Below are 18,483 nucleotides of genomic sequence, written 5' to 3'. Positions count from 1 at the left end.
AAGTAATCGCGGACCGGATATGGAAAGGACTAGAACGAAAAAAGGCTTACGGATTTCTCCATAAGCCTTATCGGAATATGGTGGCCCCTCGCAGACTTGAACTGCGGACCAATCGATTATGAGTCGACTGCTCTAACCACTGAGCTAAGGGGCCTTGATAGGACAACGATTATAGGGGAAGCGTTGCAAGGTGTCTAGATACCAATTAGGGCAATTGCGCTTAGTTTTTATCCACTTAGAACAGTAGATAATAAAAAAGGTGACCTAAAGTCACCTTTTTTGATTTCTAAAAGCTTATATGCGCTGCGATTATTCGTCTAGGAAGCTGCGCAGAGTCTCTGAGCGGCTTGGGTGACGAAGTTTACGTAGTGCTTTTGCTTCGATCTGACGGATACGTTCACGAGTAACGTCGAACTGCTTACCAACTTCTTCTAGAGTATGGTCAGTGTTCATGTCGATACCAAAGCGCATACGAAGTACTTTCGCTTCACGTGGCGTTAGACCTGCAAGCACGTCTTTTGTTGCCACTTTAAGGCTAGTTGCTGTTGCAGAATCTAGCGGAAGTTCTAGCGTTGTATCTTCGATAAAATCACCTAGATGCGAATCTTCGTCGTCACCGATTGGTGTCTCCATTGAGATAGGCTCTTTAGCGATTTTTAGAACTTTACGAATCTTGTCTTCTGGCATTTGCATGCGCTCTGCCAGTTCTTCCGGTAGTGGCTCGCGACCCATCTCTTGCAACATTTGACGAGAAATACGGTTTAGCTTGTTGATCGTTTCGATCATGTGTACCGGGATACGAATCGTACGTGCTTGGTCCGCGATTGAACGAGTGATTGCCTGACGGATCCACCACGTTGCGTAAGTCGAGAACTTGTAACCACGACGATATTCGAACTTATCTACCGCTTTCATCAGACCGATGTTACCTTCTTGGATCAGATCCAAGAACTGTAGGCCACGGTTGGTGTATTTCTTCGCGATAGAAATTACAAGACGCAAGTTCGCTTCAACCATCTCTTTCTTCGCACGGCGAGCTTTTGCTTCACCGATAGACATACGACGGCTGATGTCTTTAATGTTCTGTACGTTTAGAGAAGTCTCTTCTTCAATCATTTTTAGCTTAGCGATTGAACGACGGATTTCTTCTTCGTTGCGTTTGATCTTTTCAGCGTATGGCTTGTCTGAAGCAAGAACTTCATCCAGCCAAGCTTCACTTGATTCATTACCAGTGAACAGCGCGATGAATGATTTCTTCGGCATTTTGCCGTATTCAACCACTGACTTCATGATCAGACGCTCTTGTGTACGAACGCGATCCATAGCAGTACGCAGTTCATTCACTAGGTGATCAAACTGTTTAGGCGTTAGACGAAACTCGCGGAATACGTCTAGCATCATTTCATTAGCAACGGTTGCTTTCGGGCTGTTATAGCCGTACTCGTTGATTGCTAATTGAAGATTTTGATAGGTGCTGCGTAGTTGGTTGAATTTCTCTAGCGCTAATTCTGGATCGATACCTACATCTTCTTCAGAATCATCTGAATCGTCATCGCTATCTTCGTCGTCATCAACGTCTTCATCGTCTTCTTCTTCTAACTGAGATTCAGTCAGTTCAGAACCGATGTGTGTTGCCGTTGGTGCAGCGGTGTCGTCAGCATCTGGATCTACAAAACCTGAAATTAGGTCTGTAAGACGTAGTTCTTCAGCTTGAACTTTGTCAAATTGCTCAAGAATGTACGGAATTGTGCCTGGGTATTCAGCAACAGACGATTGAACTTGGTTAATACCTTCTTCAATACGTTTTGCGATGTCGATTTCGCCTTCGCGAGTTAGAAGTTCGACAGTACCCATCTCACGCATGTACATACGTACTGGGTCTGTTGTACGACCAATCTCACTCTCTACGCTAGAAAGTGCAGCGGCTGCAGCTTCGGCTGCATCTTCATCGGTAATATTTGTGTCATCGTTCAGTGCTAAATCATCAGCATCAGGAGCAGTTTCTACTACCTTAATGCCCATGTCGTTGATCATCTGAATGATGTCTTCTACCTGTTCTGAATCTACGATTTCAGCAGGTAGGTGGTCATTTACTTCGGCGTAGGTCAGATAGCCTTGTTCCTTGCCTTTAATAACAAGTGACTTTAGCTGTGACTGCGGATTGTGATCCATAGACGGTATCCAACTTCGTAATCTGGTGAAGGAATCAGTATGCGAAATGCAAACCACTTACTATAACAAATTAAATCGTTGCTGACTAATTAAACAGGGTTACGCTTTTAAATCTAGCATAAGTGCTAGCAGCTCCCTTTTCTCTTCGGCTGATAAACCGACACTTCTTGCTTTGGCCTGCAGGTTTTCAATTTGTTTTTCTACGCACTGGGCAATAATTTTATCCAGTGAGTCTAAAAAGATTTCTTCTTGGTTGTCCTCATCGAGTGGAATGTCCCAACTCGCGAGACGAGACAGAAGGGTCTCATTTTGGCTGTTTCGCCAATGCTCTAATAATTGGCCTGTGTTGATATGGGGATGCGCTTGGCATTTATCAAGTACATCAACAAATAAACTTAGACCAGGAATGGGCAAATCTCTAACGCTAGTTAGATCTGGCACCATACTTACGTATTGTGGGTTTTGAATCAGTAACGCGATCACTTCTCGCATCGGCGTTCGCTTGATTTCTTTATGAGGTTGAGGCCTTTTATCCTCTTTACCTTGTTTTGAAATTAGCTGCTGTAGTTGGCGTTCATCAACCAAACCCAAACGGCGGCCAAGCAATTCTCTCAAGTATAGTCTTAAAGTGCCGCCAGGGACTTTATCAATGAGAGGAACCGCAAGAGTACTCAGTTTTGCCATGCCTTCTTTCGTGCTCATATCGACCTGCTGAGTCAATGAGCTGAACATGAATTCAGACAAGGGCATCGCATTAGACACTTGCTGCTCAAATGCTTGTTTTCCGTTTTGTCGGATATAAGAGTCGGGATCTTCTCCGTCCGGCAAAAACATGAATTTTAACTGGCGACCATCCGTTAGGTAAGGCAATGCATTTTCCATGGCACGCCACGCGGCTTCACGGCCTGCGCGGTCACCGTCATAACAACACACGACGGTGCTTGTTTGCCTGAATAACACCTGCAAGTGATCGCCCGTTGTCGAGGTTCCCAATGAGGCAACGGAATAATCTACGCCATATTGAGCAAGCGCGACAACATCCATATAGCCTTCAACCACTAAAATTTGTGGTGGCTCACGATACGCTTGTAGTACTTCATATAGGCCATACAACTCTTTACCTTTATGAAATATCGGGGTTTCGGGTGAGTTGAGATATTTTGGTGTCCCATCACCTAATACTCGACCACCAAAGCCTATTACTCGGCCGCGTCTATCTCGAATAGGAAACATCACTCGACCACGGAATCGGTCGTAGCGGTTGCCTTTATCGTTTTCAATCAACATGCCGCCAGTGACGAGCATGTCTTGGTTTTCTTTATTCTGACCAAAGTTCTTACGAACTAAATCCCATTCATCAGCCACATAGCCGATGCCAAACTTCTGGACGATTTCACCAGACAGGCCGCGATCTTTTAGATACTCAATCGCCACCTTACTTGCTGGCTGTTTGAGTTGGTTACGATAAAATTGAGCAATGCTGCCCATTAAGTCGTATAGGTTACGTTTTTCACTGCTGCTTGCTTGTGGGCCTGATTGAAACGAACCATTACCGCCGCTACGTTGTTCGCGAGGAACATCTAAACCCAAGTATGAAGCGAGTTCTTCAATGGCTTCGACGAATTCTAGTCGGTCGAACTCCATCAAAAAATCGATGGCATTTCCATGCGCGCCACAACCAAAACAATGGTAGAACTGCTTTTCTTGACTGACACTGAATGAGGGTGTCTTTTCGTTGTGGAACGGGCAGCATGCGCCGTAGTTTTTGCCTTTTTTCTTAAGTTTCACACGTGCGTCGATGATATCGACAATATCAAGTCGAGCTAGAAGGTCATCGATAAAACTGCGAGGGATGTGTCCAGCCATAAAACCTAACAAAAAAAGAAGATGATGAGTGGAGTGAATGCCTTAAAAGAATGAGCGTATTGCCCATTGATTTCATTCCATCCATCCAGATACAAACAAGCCGTGCGCTCCAAAGGATAGCACGGCTTGCTGCAATTGGGTGGGGTACCTTAAGCCAATTTAGCGCGAACTAAACCGCTTACTTTACCCATATCTGCACGCCCTTGAATTTGCGGTTTCAGAACGCCCATTACTTTGCCCATGTCTTGCATGCCAGCTGCGCCAGATTCAGCAATCGCGTTCTCGATGAGAGCCGCTACTTCTTCGTCTGTCAGTGGTTGAGGCATAAAGTCCTCAAGAACGGTAATTTCTGCTTGTTCCGCATCAGCAAGATCTTGACGACCCGCTGCTTCAAACTGCGCTACAGAGTCGCGACGTTGTTTAACCATCTTGGTCAATACTGCAAGAATGTCGTCATCGTTCAGAGTAATCTGTTCGTCAACTTCACGTTGCTTGATTGCTGATAGGGCTAAACGAATAGTACCAAGGCGCAATTTGTCCTTGGCTTTCATCGCTAATTTTTGCTCTTCTTTGAGTTGATCAATCAGAGCCATAACTAAATTCCTTTTGGAGCTCAGTTATTAGTACAGGCGAACGCGACGAGCGTTTTCGCGAGCTAGCTTCTTAGCGTGACGCTTTTGAGCCGCTGCTTTAGCGCGTTTGCGAACTGTAGTTGGTTTTTCGTAGTGCTCACGACGACGCACTTCAGAAAGGATACCTGCTTTTTCGCAAGAGCGCTTAAAACGACGTAGAGCAACGTCGAACGGTTCGTTTTCACGTACTTTAACTACTGGCATATGCCTTTCACCTCAGGGGTTATTCGTTAACGCTGGTATTCAACAGACCAAATCACAATTGTTAGGTCTCTTACCAGCTTGATCAAAAATGGTGCGGAATTTTAATCCGATCACAACTACTTTGTAAAGCCTTTTGTCGATTATTGTCTGTACAAAATTTGTTTGCAGCACCAAGGCGAGGTAATATGACGCCCAAATTTCCTCTATACAGAAAGCATACTGAGAAAACCATGCGCATTATTGGTATTGAAACCTCTTGTGACGAGACTGGCATCGCAATTTATGACGATGAAAACGGTCTCTTGTCACACAAGCTATACAGCCAAGTAAAACTGCACGCAGATTACGGCGGTGTGGTGCCTGAGTTGGCTTCACGTGACCACGTAAAGAAAACCATTCCTCTTATTAAAGAGGCACTAAAAGAAGCGAACTTAACTTCAAAAGACATCGATGGTGTCGCGTATACCGCGGGGCCTGGTCTTGTTGGGGCGCTATTAGTGGGCGCGACTATCGGTCGCAGTATTGCTTATGCTTGGGGAGTGCCAGCGGTACCTGTTCATCATATGGAAGGTCACCTATTGGCCCCAATGTTGGAAGATAACCCTCCACCGTTCCCGTTTGTGGCGGTATTAGTATCGGGCGGTCACTCTATGATGGTGGAAGTGAGAGGCATCGGTGAGTACAAAATTCTAGGTGAGTCGATTGATGATGCGGCGGGCGAAGCGTTTGATAAAACAGCGAAGCTAATGGGTTTGGATTACCCAGGCGGTCCACTATTATCTAAACTGGCGGAAAAAGGTACACCGGGCCGCTTTAAGTTCCCGCGCCCAATGACGAATGTGCCAGGTTTGGACATGAGTTTCTCTGGTCTAAAAACCTTTACGGCTAACACGATTGCTGCAAACGGTGATGACGAGCAAACCCGCGCGGACATCGCATTGGCATTTGAAGAGGCTGTGTGTGCTACGTTGGCTATTAAATGTAAGCGCGCGCTTGAGCAAACAGGCATGAAACGCATTGTTATTGCTGGTGGTGTGAGTGCTAACCGTCGTTTGCGAGCTGAGTTAGAGAAGTTAGCGAAGAAAGTTGGCGGCGAAGTTTACTACCCACGTACTGAGTTCTGTACAGATAACGGTGCGATGATCGCTTACGCAGGCATGCAGCGCTTGAAGAATGGCGAAGTGGCTGATATGTCAGTAGAGGCTCGTCCACGTTGGCCAATTGATCAACTAACACCTGTCGCTTAGTCAAATTTATGCGGTAGGTTTGAAACCGGTTCTTTGTAATAAAGGTCTCTGCTCCTCAGAGGCCTTTATTTTTAATTATTCAATGAACCGCCTCGTTTTACATTCTGACTGATGCGATCAGTTCGCGATTGTTTCAGTGCTAGGATGACGTGGAAGAATAAGAAATGGATATAACAATGAATAAGTTTGAAATTGAAGGTCAGCAACTTGCTTATCTAGATAAAGGTGAGGGCCCTGTGCTTCTATTTGGTCATAGTTACCTTTGGGATAGCCAAATGTGGGCGCCACAAGTTGAGGTTTTAAGCCAGTCATTCCGTTGTATTGTGCCAGATCTTTGGGCACATGGTGAATCGGACGCTGCACCTGCATCGACACAGTCATTGGCCGACTATGCACAACATATGTTGGCATTGATGGATCATTTAGATATCGAAGAGCTCTCGATAGTGGGCTTATCTGTTGGCGGCATGTGGGGAGCAGAGCTAACGGCTCAAGCGCCGCAACGTGTTAAGTCACTGGTATTGATGGATACCTTCATTGGCTGGGAGCCAGAGGTTACGTATAAGAAGTATTTTGCAATGCTTGATACCATCAGCCAAGTCCAAGCAGTGCCTGCGCCAATTATTGAAGCCGTTGTGCCGCTGTTCTTTGCCAACAACGTCAATCAGGATAACCCTAAACTTGTCGCTTCATTCAAACGCAGTTTAGAAGACCTGAATGGTGAGCGTGCGGTGGAAGTAGCTCGCATAGGGCGCATGGTGTTTGGTCGCCGGGATGTGATTGAGGATTCGGAAAAATTTGCTCTGCCGACGTTAATTGCAGTGGGCTGTGAAGATAAACCACGTCCAGTTTTTGAATCTTATTTAATGAAAGACTGTATCACAGGCAGTGAGTTGGTGGAGATTCCCCAAGCGGGACATATCAGTTGTTTAGAGCAACCTGAGTTCGTCAACCAGATGTTGTTGAACTTCCTGAATCGAGTTCATGCGTAACCAATACATCCTTCTTTAAACGAAAAACTCGGCATTAAGCCGAGTTTTTTTGTGTCAGTTTTTTCTCGCCGATTTTTGGCTCGTCGCCAGACAAAAGCCGACGAATATTTTGATGATGCTTAAATACGATTAAGCAGCACAGCATAGCAACAGGTAACGTGTATTGCGGTTTAAACATCCAAGTATAAAACGGAGTGACCAAAACCGTGACGAGAGCCGCTAAGGATGAATAGCGGAATAGCGCGGCTACTGACAGCCAAGTTAACATTACCAATCCTGTTAAGTCCAAACCAATCGGAGCGATAGCGCCAAGCGCGGTTGCGACACCTTTTCCGCCTTTAAAGTGGAAAAAGATGGGGTACATGTGGCCAAGACAGGCAGCAATGGCGATGACGCCAAGAATGATAGGGTCGATACCAAGAAAGTATCCGCCCCACACGGGGATAGTGCCTTTGAGCATATCGCACAACAAGACTGAAACAGCGGCTCCTCGTCCGCCAATACGCAATACGTTCGTTGCTCCAGGATTGTTAGATCCCACACTGCGTGGGTCTGGCAGTTTTAAGAGTCGACAGATCAAAACCGCACTGGAAACCGAACCTAATAAATAGGCGGCCATTGTCATTATCAGTGCCAGTGCGTCCATAGAAGTCCTTGATGGATTGGAATTTAATGCTCGGTTCCCGCGTAGTTGCTATCATACCCCGAATTTACATAATGCAGAAATCCTCACTGTGATAGAGCTTGCATTATGTGATTTCTTGTATATAAAGATGCTTTCGCAGTTTATACCTAAGTAACATTGTGATGACCAAAGTAAATGTTACTTAGGTATAGAATACTACGATCAAATTACCCCTCACGGGTATCCGACCTCTGTAATAGAAGGACATAAGATGGCTCTGGATAAAGTTTTTATTGAACAGTTAGAAGTAATCACCACAATTGGCGTGTACGACTGGGAACAACAAATCAAACAAAAGTTGGTTCTAGATATTGAAATGGCACACGATAATAAACCTGCGGGCAAAAGTGATGATGTGCAAGATGCACTGGATTATTCGCAGGTGAGTGAGGCGGTACTTAACCACATTGAAAATGGCCGTTTCTTACTGGTCGAGCGCGTGGCTGAAGAAGTAGCAGAGCTTATCATGCAGCGTTTCTCTGTGCCTTGGGTGAAAATCCGCCTAGCGAAGCCTGGCGCCGTGCCACAAGCACGTGCTGTTGGTGTGGTGATTGAGCGAGGCCGAGCATGATCACCACCTATATCGGTGTTGGGACGAACGTAGAAAGAGAGCAACATGTGCTTGCTGCGTATCAGGAGCTGCAACGGCTTGGAGAAAATCTCCTCGTATCACCGATATATGAATGCGAACCTATTGGTTTTAGCAGCAAGAATTTCTACAACTTTGTCGTTGCAATGCGTACCGAGTTGTCATTAGAAGAGTTGAGCCATCAACTACGCGAGATTGAATTTAAGTGGGGACGCGAAGAAAACGCGCAAAAGTATCAGGATCGAACACTGGATCTCGATATAGTGTTGTTCGGTGAGCGCGTCTCCAAGAAAAAACCTGAGCTACCTCGCAGTGATATCTACAAATATCCTTTTGTCACAAAGCCGCTGTATGATCTCGAACCGCAATTAGTGATCCCAGGCGATGGACGCACAGTCGCAGACATTTGGCATGCTATGCAGCCAGTCGATTCGCTCAAACCCGTTTCCTTTCATTTTTAATTTGAGTTGTTTACATGAGTTATTTTGAAGCCTTTATTTTGGCTCTGATTCAGGGGCTGACAGAGTTTTTGCCTATCTCAAGCTCTGCCCATTTGATCCTGCCTTCCGCTATTTTAGGGTGGGAAGACCAAGGTCTAGCCTTTGATGTTGCTGTTCACGTCGGTACATTAATGGCTGTCGTGATCTATTTTCGTCATGAAGTAATCACTTTGTTTCAAGCGTTATTTGCTTCGATCTTTAAAGGAGATCGCAGTAAAGAAGCTAAATTGGCTTGGATGATCGTGATTGCGACGATTCCAGCTTGTGTGTTCGGTCTATTGATGAAAGACATCATTGAAGTGTATCTACGTAGCGCTTACGTCATCGCGACTACCACGATCGTATTTGGCTTGTTGCTATGGTGGGTAGACAAAAACGCTGAACTCGTTGCCGATGAATACCAAACGGGTTGGAAGAAAGCTGTATTTATCGGTATTGCCCAAGCCTTAGCGATGATTCCTGGAACTTCACGTTCAGGGGCGACCATTACAGCAGCGCTTTACCTTGGCTTTACTCGAGAAGCGGCTGCCCGCTTTTCATTTTTAATGTCGATCCCAATCATTACATTAGCTGGTAGCTACTTAGGTATGAAGTTAGTGACCAGTGGTGAACCTGTCCATGTTGGTTTCTTAATGACTGGCATTATCACATCGTTTATCAGTGCGTACATCTGTATCCATTTCTTCTTGAAGATGATTTCACGCATGGGCATGACACCGTTTGTGATTTACCGTCTGATTTTGGGCGTCGGTTTGTTCGCTTTTCTATTAAGTGCATAATTGATGCTAACGAAAAACGCCCGCGAAATCCGCGGGCGTTTTTGTTTGTTCGTTACTTCTTAAGCGCTGCTTTCACTGCTTCAATACGTCGTTTTTCTTGCTCGTCACGAATCGCAGGGCCTTTAAAGCCTTCTTTGATTATGGTTTGAACGTCAACTGCCGCTGCTGCTTGGTAGGCTTGCCTAAAAATATCCGCCTGTGGATATGGTTGCGTTTCCAGTCCTTTACGACCAGCGTGATCCGCTTGGCAGCAAAGCAAGATATCTTGCAGACGTTCGGGCTTACGCCACACATCGAGCTTATTGAGTATTTTAATTATGGTTTGTGGTTTAAGTTCAGCCGCGCGATGAATATTGGAATGCTGTTCGCACACCATCAAGGCTAAATCACGAAACTCATTTGGTACCCGGACACGTTCGCACAGCTTTTTGATCAGTTTTAATCCTGTATGGCAATGCATTTTGTGGCTTGGCCATTCGCTCTCTGGCGTCACGCCTTTACCCAAGTCATGCACTTGGGCGGCAAACCTGACGGGGAGTGAGTTACTCAATTTTGCGGCTTGCTCTGCCACCATCAAAGTATGGATGCCAGTATCGATTTCTGGATGCCACTTCTCAGGTTGAGGTACGCCAAATAGTGCATCAATTTCAGGTAACACCACGGTTAATGCACCACAGTCTCGTAGAACCGATAAGAAAATATCAGGGCGAGGAGTAGAGAGAGATTTATGCCATTCTTGCCAAACACGCTCGGGAGTCAGTGTACTTAGCTCTCCAGATTCTGCCATGTGACGCATTAACCGCATAGTTTCGTCGGCAACCGTAAAGTTTAGATCAGCAAGCTTTGCAGCGAAGCGAGCGACACGTAAAACGCGTAGAGGGTCTTCAATAAAGGCGTCTGATACATGGCGTAGCAGTTTATCGTTGAGATCTTGCTGGCCACCATATGGGTCATAGATCGTGCCATCACTCTCCATTGCCATCGCGTTAATGGTTAAATCACGACGTATCAAATCTTCTTCTAAGGTGACGTTTTGATCGAAGAAACATTCAAAACCAGTGTAACCAGAACCTGACTTTCTCTCTGTTCGTGCAAGGGCATGTTCTTCTTTACTTTTGGGATGCAGAAATACAGGAAAGTCTTTACCAACGGCGGTGTACCCTTGGGACAACATCATCTCAGGCGTCGCGCCTACGACCACCCAATCGTTGTCATAACTATCAATTCCGAGCAATTTATCTCGAACTGCGCCACCTACTAAATAAACTTGCACGAATTACCTCTTAATTTATGGATATGCCGTTGGACATTGTAGCAAGCAATGGTACTTTTCTTTACTCCCGAGAGTAGATGCGGCTATGTTTATATTATATCTGACTATTCTCAGGTGGTTTTTTAGCTGGAGAGCCTAATGTATAAGGACTTTTTTGGGTTTGTCGAACAACCATTTTCGATTGTTCCAAACTCACGTTATTTGTATTTAAGCCAACGTCACAAAGAGGCAATCACACATCTCCAAGCCGGGCTAGGCGATGGCGGTGGTTTTGCTATGCTTACTGGCGAAGTAGGTACAGGCAAAACGACTGTCGCAAAAGCGATGCTGGCGAATTTGGGTGATAACACCAAAGCGGGTCTTATTCTCAATCCCACGTTTTCGAGTAGAGACTTGCTCGAAGCCATTTGTGATGAGTTCAAAATCACCTATCCACCAGATGCAAACCTCAAACAGCTAAACCAGGTTATCCATCAATATTTGCTGCGTAATTATCGTTCAGGTTGGCAGACATTGCTGGTCATTGATGAGGCTCAACACCTTGCTGCCGACGTTCTAGAGCAGTTGCGCTTGTTGACCAACTTGGAAACCGATACCAGAAAACTGCTCAAAGTGTTGTTGGTCGGGCAGCCTGAATTGCAGCGGTTATTACAAACAACACAACTACGCCAACTTGCCCAGCGTATTACCGGGCGTTATCACCTGTTGCCGTTGGATGAAAAAGAGACAGAAGATTACATCGCATTTCGACTACATACAGCAGGTGGCGACCAGCAACTGTTTAATCGTGCTTCTTGTAAACTTATAGCCAAATACAGTCACGGTATACCGCGGCTCATCAACCTTATCTGTGACAAATCCCTCAACATTAGTTATCACCAGGGTAATGTGGTTGTGGATAAGCAAACCGTTCAGCAGGCCTGTGAAGAGGTGATGCAGTTTCAGGCAGATATTTATCAGCAAGATAAAAAAGAGCGCCGGACTTTCCGTTGGCCTGCTTGGGGCTCTGTCACGGTAGGCCTTATTGCTGCATTAAGTACGGGATGGGCGGTCGTGAATTATATGCCAGCTCAAGCGACGTCAGTGTTGACACAAGTGACGGAGCCAAGAGTAGAGCCAACACCAACCGTCGTCAGCCAACAGTTAACGGATGAGCAGCGTGATTTATTGTTAACACAAAAACAGTCGAACCTCGCTGTAAATGATTTGTATCGTTTGTGGGGATATCAAGCATCGGTTCGCGATAATCTTTGTTTGTCAGAACCGCAGTCGACTATGCGTTGTGAGCGTAAAATGGCGACTTGGCCGCTGTTGATGCAACAAAATCGCCCTGTGATCTTGGAGTTGAATTATCAAGGTGATGTTGGGTATGTCATTCTATATGCCGTCGGTAATGATCAAGCTGAAGTGCTCAATGGTAAGCAGCGTCTCCGTCTGCCAATTTCATGGCTAAAGCCGTTGTGGCAGGGCAATATTATCGAACTGTGGCATGCTCCGCTGAATGAAACATTACGTTTAGACATGGAAGGCCCTGCGATTGAAGTATTAGACCGATTATTAGCAGAAGCGGTGAGTGAGCCACTGCTTGAAACGTCTATTTTTGATGGTGCGATGAAAGAGCGAGTCGAATTATTTCAACGCTGGCAAGGAATTGGTGTCGATGGTATTGCAGGTAAGCGAACGCTAGACCGACTTCAGCAAAATGTTCAGCCAGATGCGCCTCAACTGGCGAGAATAGAGAAGGAGGACGCATAATGTCAGCTGTGAAACATATAGGTCTGTTCTTGCTGCCAATCACTGCTTCTGCTATTGGAGTCGCTTGGTACTTAGATCTCTTTGCACCGAGTGTTGAAGTAGATACAACGTCCCCGATAGAAAAGGTCGAAGTGGTATCACCTTTCAAAGTATTAGACTATCCAGAGAACACCCAGTTGGCCCAATTGCCAAGAGAGTGGCCAAGTGCAGAGCTATCGCGTGATTTTGGTACATTTACCACCCCCGATGAATACACGAGCCATACACCAAGCAGAGATGAAACACGCGACTCAGCATCAACCCAAACGACTTCTGCTGCTGAAGAGGACCTCGGGTTGTCTTTGGATGATCTGGATTTATCCTCATTATCTCCTGATTTAGCTAGGAAGGTCGAAAATGCCTTATCCCGAGATGATGACAATTCGTCATCACAAACGGCACGCGTGAACGATTTAGAGCGCAACGCTCACCAGTGGCAAGGGCGTCTACCTGCGCTTAATTTGCAAACCCATATGTACGCTAGTGATGAAAATCGCCGTTGGGTGAAAATTAACAATGTTGAGTATCATCAGGGGGATGTCGTTGATGATCAGGTCACTCTAAGAGAAATACAACCGCAAGCTGTGATTGTTGAGTTCCAAGGTGAGCAAATTCGTATACCAGCGTTGTATGAGTGGAAAGGGTAACTCGTGTAGAAACACATCAAGCCAGCGAAATCATATCGCTGGCTTTTTATTTTTCAGAGCATCTTTTGCATCTATTCTGGTGATGATTTCTAGATACTCAAACAAGCAAAATATAGCTTTCCTCAGTCGTTTAAACAGCACCAATATCATTCATCTATTGATAGCGCGATTCCAGTCAGCGTTGTGTAAAAAGACACCATCTTCACGAACTTCGGAGTAATGACTTGGTCCACGTTAGACCCCATCACATAATAGGAGTCTAAACAGAGACACATGCGTATTCTGATTTTTTCTTTAAGCATTGTTGCATCGACAAGCTATGCAGCAAAGCCAGACCCATTCCCAGTTACACCAGATAGTCGCGGGCAAGATTTCATGGTCAGTGCGACGAATCCTTACGTGAGCAGTACCGGTTACTCAATATTGAAAGAAGGCGGTAACGCTGTTGATGCTATGGTCGCGATGCAGATGGTGATGTCTGTCGTTGAGCCAGATATGACCGGAATTGGCGGCGGGACTTTCGCGCTGTTTTATCAACATGACGAGAAAAAATTTCTGGCCCTTGATGGTCGAGATGAAGCGCCCTCTAGCGCGAACCCTGAAATGTTTGTTGAGAATGGGGAAGTACTCAGTCGCAACGAAATATTAGGCCCTCGTTCTGTTGCGGTTCCGGGCACATTGCGGTTGCTTTACACCACTCATGAACAATACGGCAAGTTGCCATGGGCAGAGCTGATTAAGCCGGCGATTACATTGGCGAGCAATGGGTACGCGATGAACAGCTACACCTACGACATCGTAGTAAGAGAGCAAAGCCGACTTGAGCAAGATCCGGAAGTGAAAGCCTTGTATTGGCAAGGGGACGATATTAAGCCGACGGGAACCTTGATGAAGAACCCTAAGATGGCTGAGACGCTGAGGAAGATCGCGCAACAAGGCGATCGTTACCTTTATGGTGGTGAGCTTGGTCAGCACATCGTAGAGACGGTTAATAGTCGTATTGACGACCAACACGAGAAGTTGTCTTTAGAAGATTTTAAACATTACCAAGTGAAGCAGCGTGACATCATTGAGAGCGACTACCGTGGGAATAAAATCGTCTCTTTTGGTTACCCAGCTTCGGGCGGTGTGATGGTCGCTCAGAGTCTTGAACTGCTTGCACCCTATGACATTGCCCATATGGCGAAAACGGATGTGGAACCTTGGCGTCTCATGACTGAAGCGATGCGAATTGCAAAAGCCGATCGTATTGCGTATGCCGGAGATCCGGATTATGTGGAAGCGCCAGTTGAACAGTTGTTGTCCAAAGCCTATCTAGATCAGAGACGTGATTTAATCCCCGATAATGGCACTTCAAAAGAGGATCCACAAGCAGGACAGATAACGCAAACTCAGTATGCGCAATATCAAGGCTTCGAGAGCAAAGATACAGGGCATATTTCTATCGTCGATAGAGATGGAAATGCAATAGCGATGACTAGTACGGTAGGAACGGGAATGGGATCTGGTGTCATGGTTGATGGCGTTATCTTGAATGCACAAATGGCGAACTTCTCACCTCAGCCAACGGTTAACGGCAAGCCTACGCAAAACTCAATTGAAGCGGGCAAGCGTCCACGTTCGGCTATTACGCCATTAATGGTGATGGACAGTGATGATAACTTGCGTTTGGTGGTTGGGTCACCAGGTAGTTCACAAATCCCGGGGTATGTACTCAAAACCGTGGTTGGGGTGCTGGATTGGAATTTATCAGCGCAAGAGGCTATTGACTTACCAAACATCCAGTATGGCACTAAGATAGACCGCACCAAGTCTTATGACCCGGCTGGTTTGCTGGTGGAAAAGAAAACGTTCGCAGAAATGTTGGTGCCTGAGTTTATGGAGCTTGGCTACCCAGTGCACGTTATTCCAGTGGTAAGCGGTTTGAATGCAATTGAGCTAAAAGATGGCAAGCTTTATGGCGCAACGGATCGTCGTCGAGCCTCTAGTTCAATGGGGGAGTAGTACTCACTTCTGTCAAACGAAGCAAACTAAAAAGCCAGTCAATATCGACTGGCTTTTGCGTTCTTTTTAAAGATAAAAGCGTAAGGGTTTATGCCCAACCCGCAGGAGAGCGCTTTCTACGAGGCATGACATGCGGAAGAATCAAACCAAATAGTAAACCTAAACCTGCAACACCGCCGCCATAAGTGAAGTACTTAAGCAGCATGTCATCTTTTTGTGTATCCAGTTTTGCGCGTAGCTCGCGGTTTTCTGTTTCAACAGAAGTAAGCTGATCGCTGATCTCAGAGTATTTATTTTCTAGATCTGAAATTTGTTGGTTACGTGTTTCGAGAGAGGTAACAAGACCGGCTTTCTCTGCATCAGAAGTTTGACGAGCATTAGCAAGCTGCTCTTTTACTTCGGCTAGCTCTTTCTCAATGCGAGGAAGGCGAATTGCCATGCTCTCTTGGTTTGTCACAAACTTGCTTTGTACCCAACCAGTGCGACCACGGTCATCACGAACTTGCGTATAGCCAGTATCTCGGTTGGTTTTAATCAGTTGTACTTTAGAACCGGCGTTAACACTACCGATAATACGGTAGGTGTTATTTGGACCTGAGTGCATAAAAGTGAAGAGGTCATCAGAAATATAACGGTCTGCTGCTAGGGCCGCTGGCGCTGCTAGCAAAGTAAACAAAACCGTGATGATTAGTTTTTTCACAGTAAATCCCTTAACGATTTTTCTTGGAGACAGCGTTGGCACCGAATGATTGGAGCCGGAAATAGACGAATAGTATGCAGTTTCAAACCTCGGTGCAACAAAGAAGGGAGGCAAAGCCTCCCTTTCTGTGCGTTTGAGTCAATAATGACAAAGCGCTTACATTCTATTGACGAGTGTCTTAAGCGAACATCGCTTGAAGTCCGTAGAAGAATACTACGGCCAATAACGCACCCGCTGGTAGTGTAACGATCCATGATGCCACGATGTTACGAACTACGCCTAGGTTCAGTGCTGCGATACCACGAGCAAAGCCAACACCGAGAACCGCACCAACCAATGTTTGAGTGGTTGAAATTGGCAGGCCTGTACCAGACGCTAGAACTACCGTACATGCTGTTGCTAGCTGTGCTGCAAAACCGCGGCTAGGCGTTAGCTCAGTGATGCCTGTACCAACGGTTGCCATTACTTTGTGACCTAGTGTTGCAAGACCGACCACGATACCAATACCACCAAGAGGTAGAATCCACCAAGCGATGGTGCTTTTCGTGCTGATTTCGCCCATGTGTTCAACAGTCGATACGACAGCAGACAGTGGACCAATGGCGTTTGCAACGTCGTTTGAACCGTGTGCAAATGCCATCGCACAAGCGGTGATAACCATCAGAACGCTGAAGATACCTTCCACGCCAGAAAAGCTGCGGTCTTCTTCGCGATTAGCGAATTTTTTCTGGATGTATACGTAGCCGCCAATCATCACAAGTGCTGAAACTGCTGCTGCCCACATCCAGGCTTCACCATTGGTCAGGTGAAGACCAACGTGTTTTAGACCTTTTTTGATGGTTACAAGTGCAATCACCATTGTTGTGATGAACATGTAAACAGGTACAAAACGTTTCGCATTAAACAGAGGGTTCTCTGTATCAAAAATCAGGCGTTGTGCGCTGACAAAGATAACGTAAGCAAAGAAACCTGAAATCACTGGCGTAATAATCCAGCTACCAACAATGCCTTGAACGCTGCCCCAGTCAACCGCTTCAGTACCTACTGATACGCATGCAAAACCAATGATTGCACCGATGATTGAGTGAGTCGTTGATACTGGCCAGCCCATGTAAGAAGCAAGAAGCAGCCATGTACCTGCTGCTAAAAGCGCAGACATCATGCCGTAGACAAGAACATCTGGTTGACTAGCAAATAAAGAAGTTTCGATTACACCTTTACGGATAGTGTCGGTTACTTCACCGCCTGCAAGGTAAGCACCTGCAAATTCGAAGATCATCGCAATGATGATAGCTTGTTTTACAGTTAGCGCTTTTGAACCTACAGATGTACCCATCGCATTAGCAACGTCGTTCGCGCCAATACCAATCGCCATCATGAAACCAAAAATCGCTGCAACAATAATCAGGACAGTGCCGTAGTTCGCAAGGATATCCATCGTAATACCTAGTTGTTTTATAACAAGCGGAACAAAATTTTACGCGCGCCAAACCATAAGACGATGAAAATAGTCATCGTCCCTATGACACGTGTTAATTATGCTCTTCGTTATGTCGTTAACTTTATGTTTTAAGATCGAGATAGCATGACTTCCAAACGAGCACCTACGCGCTGCGCTTGGTCGGCAATACCACCTACCCATTCAAGAATCTTGTACAGGAACATGACATCGATAGGGTTCATGTCAGCTTCAATCACCATCAACTGTTGGCGAAGTTCAATCTGCATGGCATCGGTATCATCTTCGATAACGTCTAATTGATGAATCATTTCAGCGACGAGCGTCACTTCACGGCCTTTGAAGCCGGTTTCTAGCAATTCATCAAGTTCATTGATTACCTTTTGCGCCTGATCGGCAGCATCAAGACAACGTTGAACGTAAGCGAGGAAGTTTGGTTGGAGAGCTTCAGGGATGACAAGTTGACGACCATATACACGGCCAGCAATGTCTTTTGCCAGGTTTGCAAGTTTGTCCTGTTGAGTCAAAAGCTCAAGCATGTCAGTACGGTCGACTGGCATGAACAAACCGCGAGGCAGTTTTAGACGGATTTCACGTTTCAGCACATCCGCTTCTTTCTCTAGGTGAGAAATTTGTGCACGGATTTCTGCTGCTTTTTCCCAATCACCCTTTGAAGATACTTCAAAGAATTTCACCAAGTGTGAACAACATTCGTTGACACACACAACGTGGCGTTGCAAAGGCTTAATTGGGGACTTTGCAAATAACCCCATAATTGTATTTACTGGCATGGTCATTCAACCTAATAACTATAACCTTAAAAAAACATACACCATTTCTGAGTGCTTGGCGAAATGTTGAACGATGGCTATAAAGGCGCGCATGGTAACGCATTAAATCGCTCATTAAAACTGTTTTAGATCATCATTCCGGCGATATT

17 protein-coding genes and 1 tRNA gene are annotated in these 18,483 nt (G+C 45.7%); 8 read left to right on the top strand and 10 right to left on the bottom strand.

Annotation, left to right across the window (positions count from 1 at the left end):
* Window positions 1–78 precede the first annotated feature (78 nt).
* The 5 genes from R7Z50_RS16990 to rpsU form a co-directional block, all read right to left on the bottom strand.
* A tRNA-Ile gene (locus tag R7Z50_RS16990) sits at window positions 79–154 on the bottom strand.
* Window positions 155–309: 155 nt separating this feature from the next.
* Window positions 310–2,172: an RNA polymerase sigma factor RpoD gene (gene rpoD / locus R7Z50_RS16985; protein ID WP_005395986.1), complete on the bottom strand. Its 1,863-nt coding sequence runs from the start codon at window positions 2,170–2,172 to the stop codon at window positions 310–312.
* Between the two features lie 99 nt (window positions 2,173–2,271).
* The gene (dnaG, locus tag R7Z50_RS16980) at window positions 2,272–4,038 is read right to left on the bottom strand and encodes a DNA primase (RefSeq protein ID WP_005379719.1); all 1,767 of its coding nucleotides are present in this window, start codon (window positions 4,036–4,038) and stop codon (window positions 2,272–2,274) included.
* Window positions 4,039–4,187: 149 nt separating this feature from the next.
* Entirely contained in the window at window positions 4,188–4,631 is a 444-nt protein-coding gene (locus R7Z50_RS16975; protein WP_005379720.1) for a GatB/YqeY domain-containing protein, read from the bottom strand.
* 27 nt (window positions 4,632–4,658) lie between these two features.
* Window positions 4,659–4,874, bottom strand: coding sequence for a 30S ribosomal protein S21 (rpsU, locus tag R7Z50_RS16970; RefSeq protein WP_001145625.1), 216 nt, complete (start codon window positions 4,872–4,874; stop codon window positions 4,659–4,661).
* Window positions 4,875–5,104: 230 nt separating this feature from the next.
* Between rpsU and tsaD the strand changes: the two genes are divergently transcribed.
* Both tsaD and R7Z50_RS16960 read left to right on the top strand, forming a co-directional pair.
* The gene (tsaD, locus tag R7Z50_RS16965; protein ID WP_005379854.1) at window positions 5,105–6,121 is read left to right on the top strand and encodes a tRNA (adenosine(37)-N6)-threonylcarbamoyltransferase complex transferase subunit TsaD; all 1,017 of its coding nucleotides are present in this window, start codon (window positions 5,105–5,107) and stop codon (window positions 6,119–6,121) included.
* 176 nt (window positions 6,122–6,297) lie between these two features.
* Window positions 6,298–7,113 carry an alpha/beta fold hydrolase gene (locus R7Z50_RS16960; protein WP_318149166.1) on the top strand — a complete coding sequence of 272 codons (816 nt, stop codon included), beginning with the start codon at window positions 6,298–6,300 and terminating at the stop codon, window positions 7,111–7,113.
* A 34-nt stretch (window positions 7,114–7,147) separates the two neighbouring features.
* Here the strand turns inward: R7Z50_RS16960 and plsY are convergent, their stop codons facing one another.
* Window positions 7,148–7,759: a glycerol-3-phosphate 1-O-acyltransferase PlsY gene (gene plsY, locus R7Z50_RS16955; RefSeq protein ID WP_005379857.1), complete on the bottom strand. Its 612-nt coding sequence runs from the start codon at window positions 7,757–7,759 to the stop codon at window positions 7,148–7,150.
* A 250-nt stretch (window positions 7,760–8,009) separates the two neighbouring features.
* Here plsY and folB point away from each other — a divergent pair, with 250 nt between their 5' ends.
* From folB to R7Z50_RS16940, 3 genes are read left to right on the top strand one after another with little or no spacing between them, the layout of a single operon-like run.
* On the top strand, window positions 8,010–8,369 hold the full coding sequence (gene folB / locus R7Z50_RS16950; protein WP_005387458.1) for a bifunctional dihydroneopterin aldolase/7,8-dihydroneopterin epimerase: 360 nt from the start codon (window positions 8,010–8,012) through the stop codon (window positions 8,367–8,369).
* Complete coding sequence (folK, locus tag R7Z50_RS16945) at window positions 8,366–8,848, top strand: 2-amino-4-hydroxy-6-hydroxymethyldihydropteridine diphosphokinase (protein ID WP_005387457.1); 483 nt, start codon at window positions 8,366–8,368, stop codon at window positions 8,846–8,848. The genes folB and folK overlap by 4 nt, the downstream gene beginning before the upstream one ends.
* Window positions 8,849–8,862: 14 nt before the next feature.
* Window positions 8,863–9,666 (top strand): undecaprenyl-diphosphate phosphatase, encoded by an 804-nt coding sequence (locus R7Z50_RS16940; protein WP_053304328.1) that lies wholly within the window; start codon window positions 8,863–8,865, stop codon window positions 9,664–9,666.
* Window positions 9,667–9,718: 52 nt separating this feature from the next.
* Here R7Z50_RS16940 and R7Z50_RS16935 read toward each other — a convergent pair whose 3' ends face one another.
* Complete coding sequence (locus R7Z50_RS16935) at window positions 9,719–10,939, bottom strand: multifunctional CCA addition/repair protein (RefSeq protein ID WP_318149165.1); 1,221 nt, start codon at window positions 10,937–10,939, stop codon at window positions 9,719–9,721.
* Between the two features lie 138 nt (window positions 10,940–11,077).
* Here R7Z50_RS16935 and R7Z50_RS16930 point away from each other — a divergent pair, with 138 nt between their 5' ends.
* The 3 genes from R7Z50_RS16930 (at window position 11,078) to ggt (ending at window position 15,384) form a co-directional block, all read left to right on the top strand.
* Window positions 11,078–12,694 carry an ExeA family protein gene (locus R7Z50_RS16930; protein ID WP_213903643.1) on the top strand — a complete coding sequence of 539 codons (1,617 nt, stop codon included), beginning with the start codon at window positions 11,078–11,080 and terminating at the stop codon, window positions 12,692–12,694.
* A complete protein-coding gene (locus R7Z50_RS16925; RefSeq protein ID WP_005379904.1) occupies window positions 12,694–13,380 on the top strand; it encodes a general secretion pathway protein GspB in 687 nt (228 codons plus the stop codon). Before R7Z50_RS16930 ends, R7Z50_RS16925 begins: the two co-directional genes overlap by 1 nt.
* A gap of 273 nt (window positions 13,381–13,653) precedes the next feature.
* On the top strand, window positions 13,654–15,384 hold the full coding sequence (gene ggt, locus R7Z50_RS16920; protein ID WP_318149164.1) for a gamma-glutamyltransferase: 1,731 nt from the start codon (window positions 13,654–13,656) through the stop codon (window positions 15,382–15,384).
* 88 nt (window positions 15,385–15,472) lie between these two features.
* On the opposite strand, the gene R7Z50_RS16915 is transcribed toward ggt, so the two are convergent.
* The 3 genes from R7Z50_RS16915 to R7Z50_RS16905 all read right to left on the bottom strand — a co-directional run bounded on the left by R7Z50_RS16915 (window position 15,473) and on the right by R7Z50_RS16905 (window position 18,334).
* Entirely contained in the window at window positions 15,473–16,084 is a 612-nt protein-coding gene (locus R7Z50_RS16915) for a TIGR04211 family SH3 domain-containing protein (protein ID WP_005379900.1), read from the bottom strand.
* A 178-nt stretch (window positions 16,085–16,262) separates the two neighbouring features.
* The gene (locus R7Z50_RS16910) at window positions 16,263–17,522 is read right to left on the bottom strand and encodes an inorganic phosphate transporter (RefSeq protein WP_005379898.1); all 1,260 of its coding nucleotides are present in this window, start codon (window positions 17,520–17,522) and stop codon (window positions 16,263–16,265) included.
* A 131-nt stretch (window positions 17,523–17,653) separates the two neighbouring features.
* Window positions 17,654–18,334 (bottom strand): TIGR00153 family protein, encoded by a 681-nt coding sequence (locus tag R7Z50_RS16905; RefSeq protein WP_005379896.1) that lies wholly within the window; start codon window positions 18,332–18,334, stop codon window positions 17,654–17,656.
* Between the last annotated feature and the right edge of the window lie 149 nt (window positions 18,335–18,483).

The organism is Vibrio sp. 1249-1 (assembly GCF_033340495.1).
Note: the sequence above shows the minus strand (reverse complement) of the source record. Positions and strands in the feature narration are given on the sequence as shown.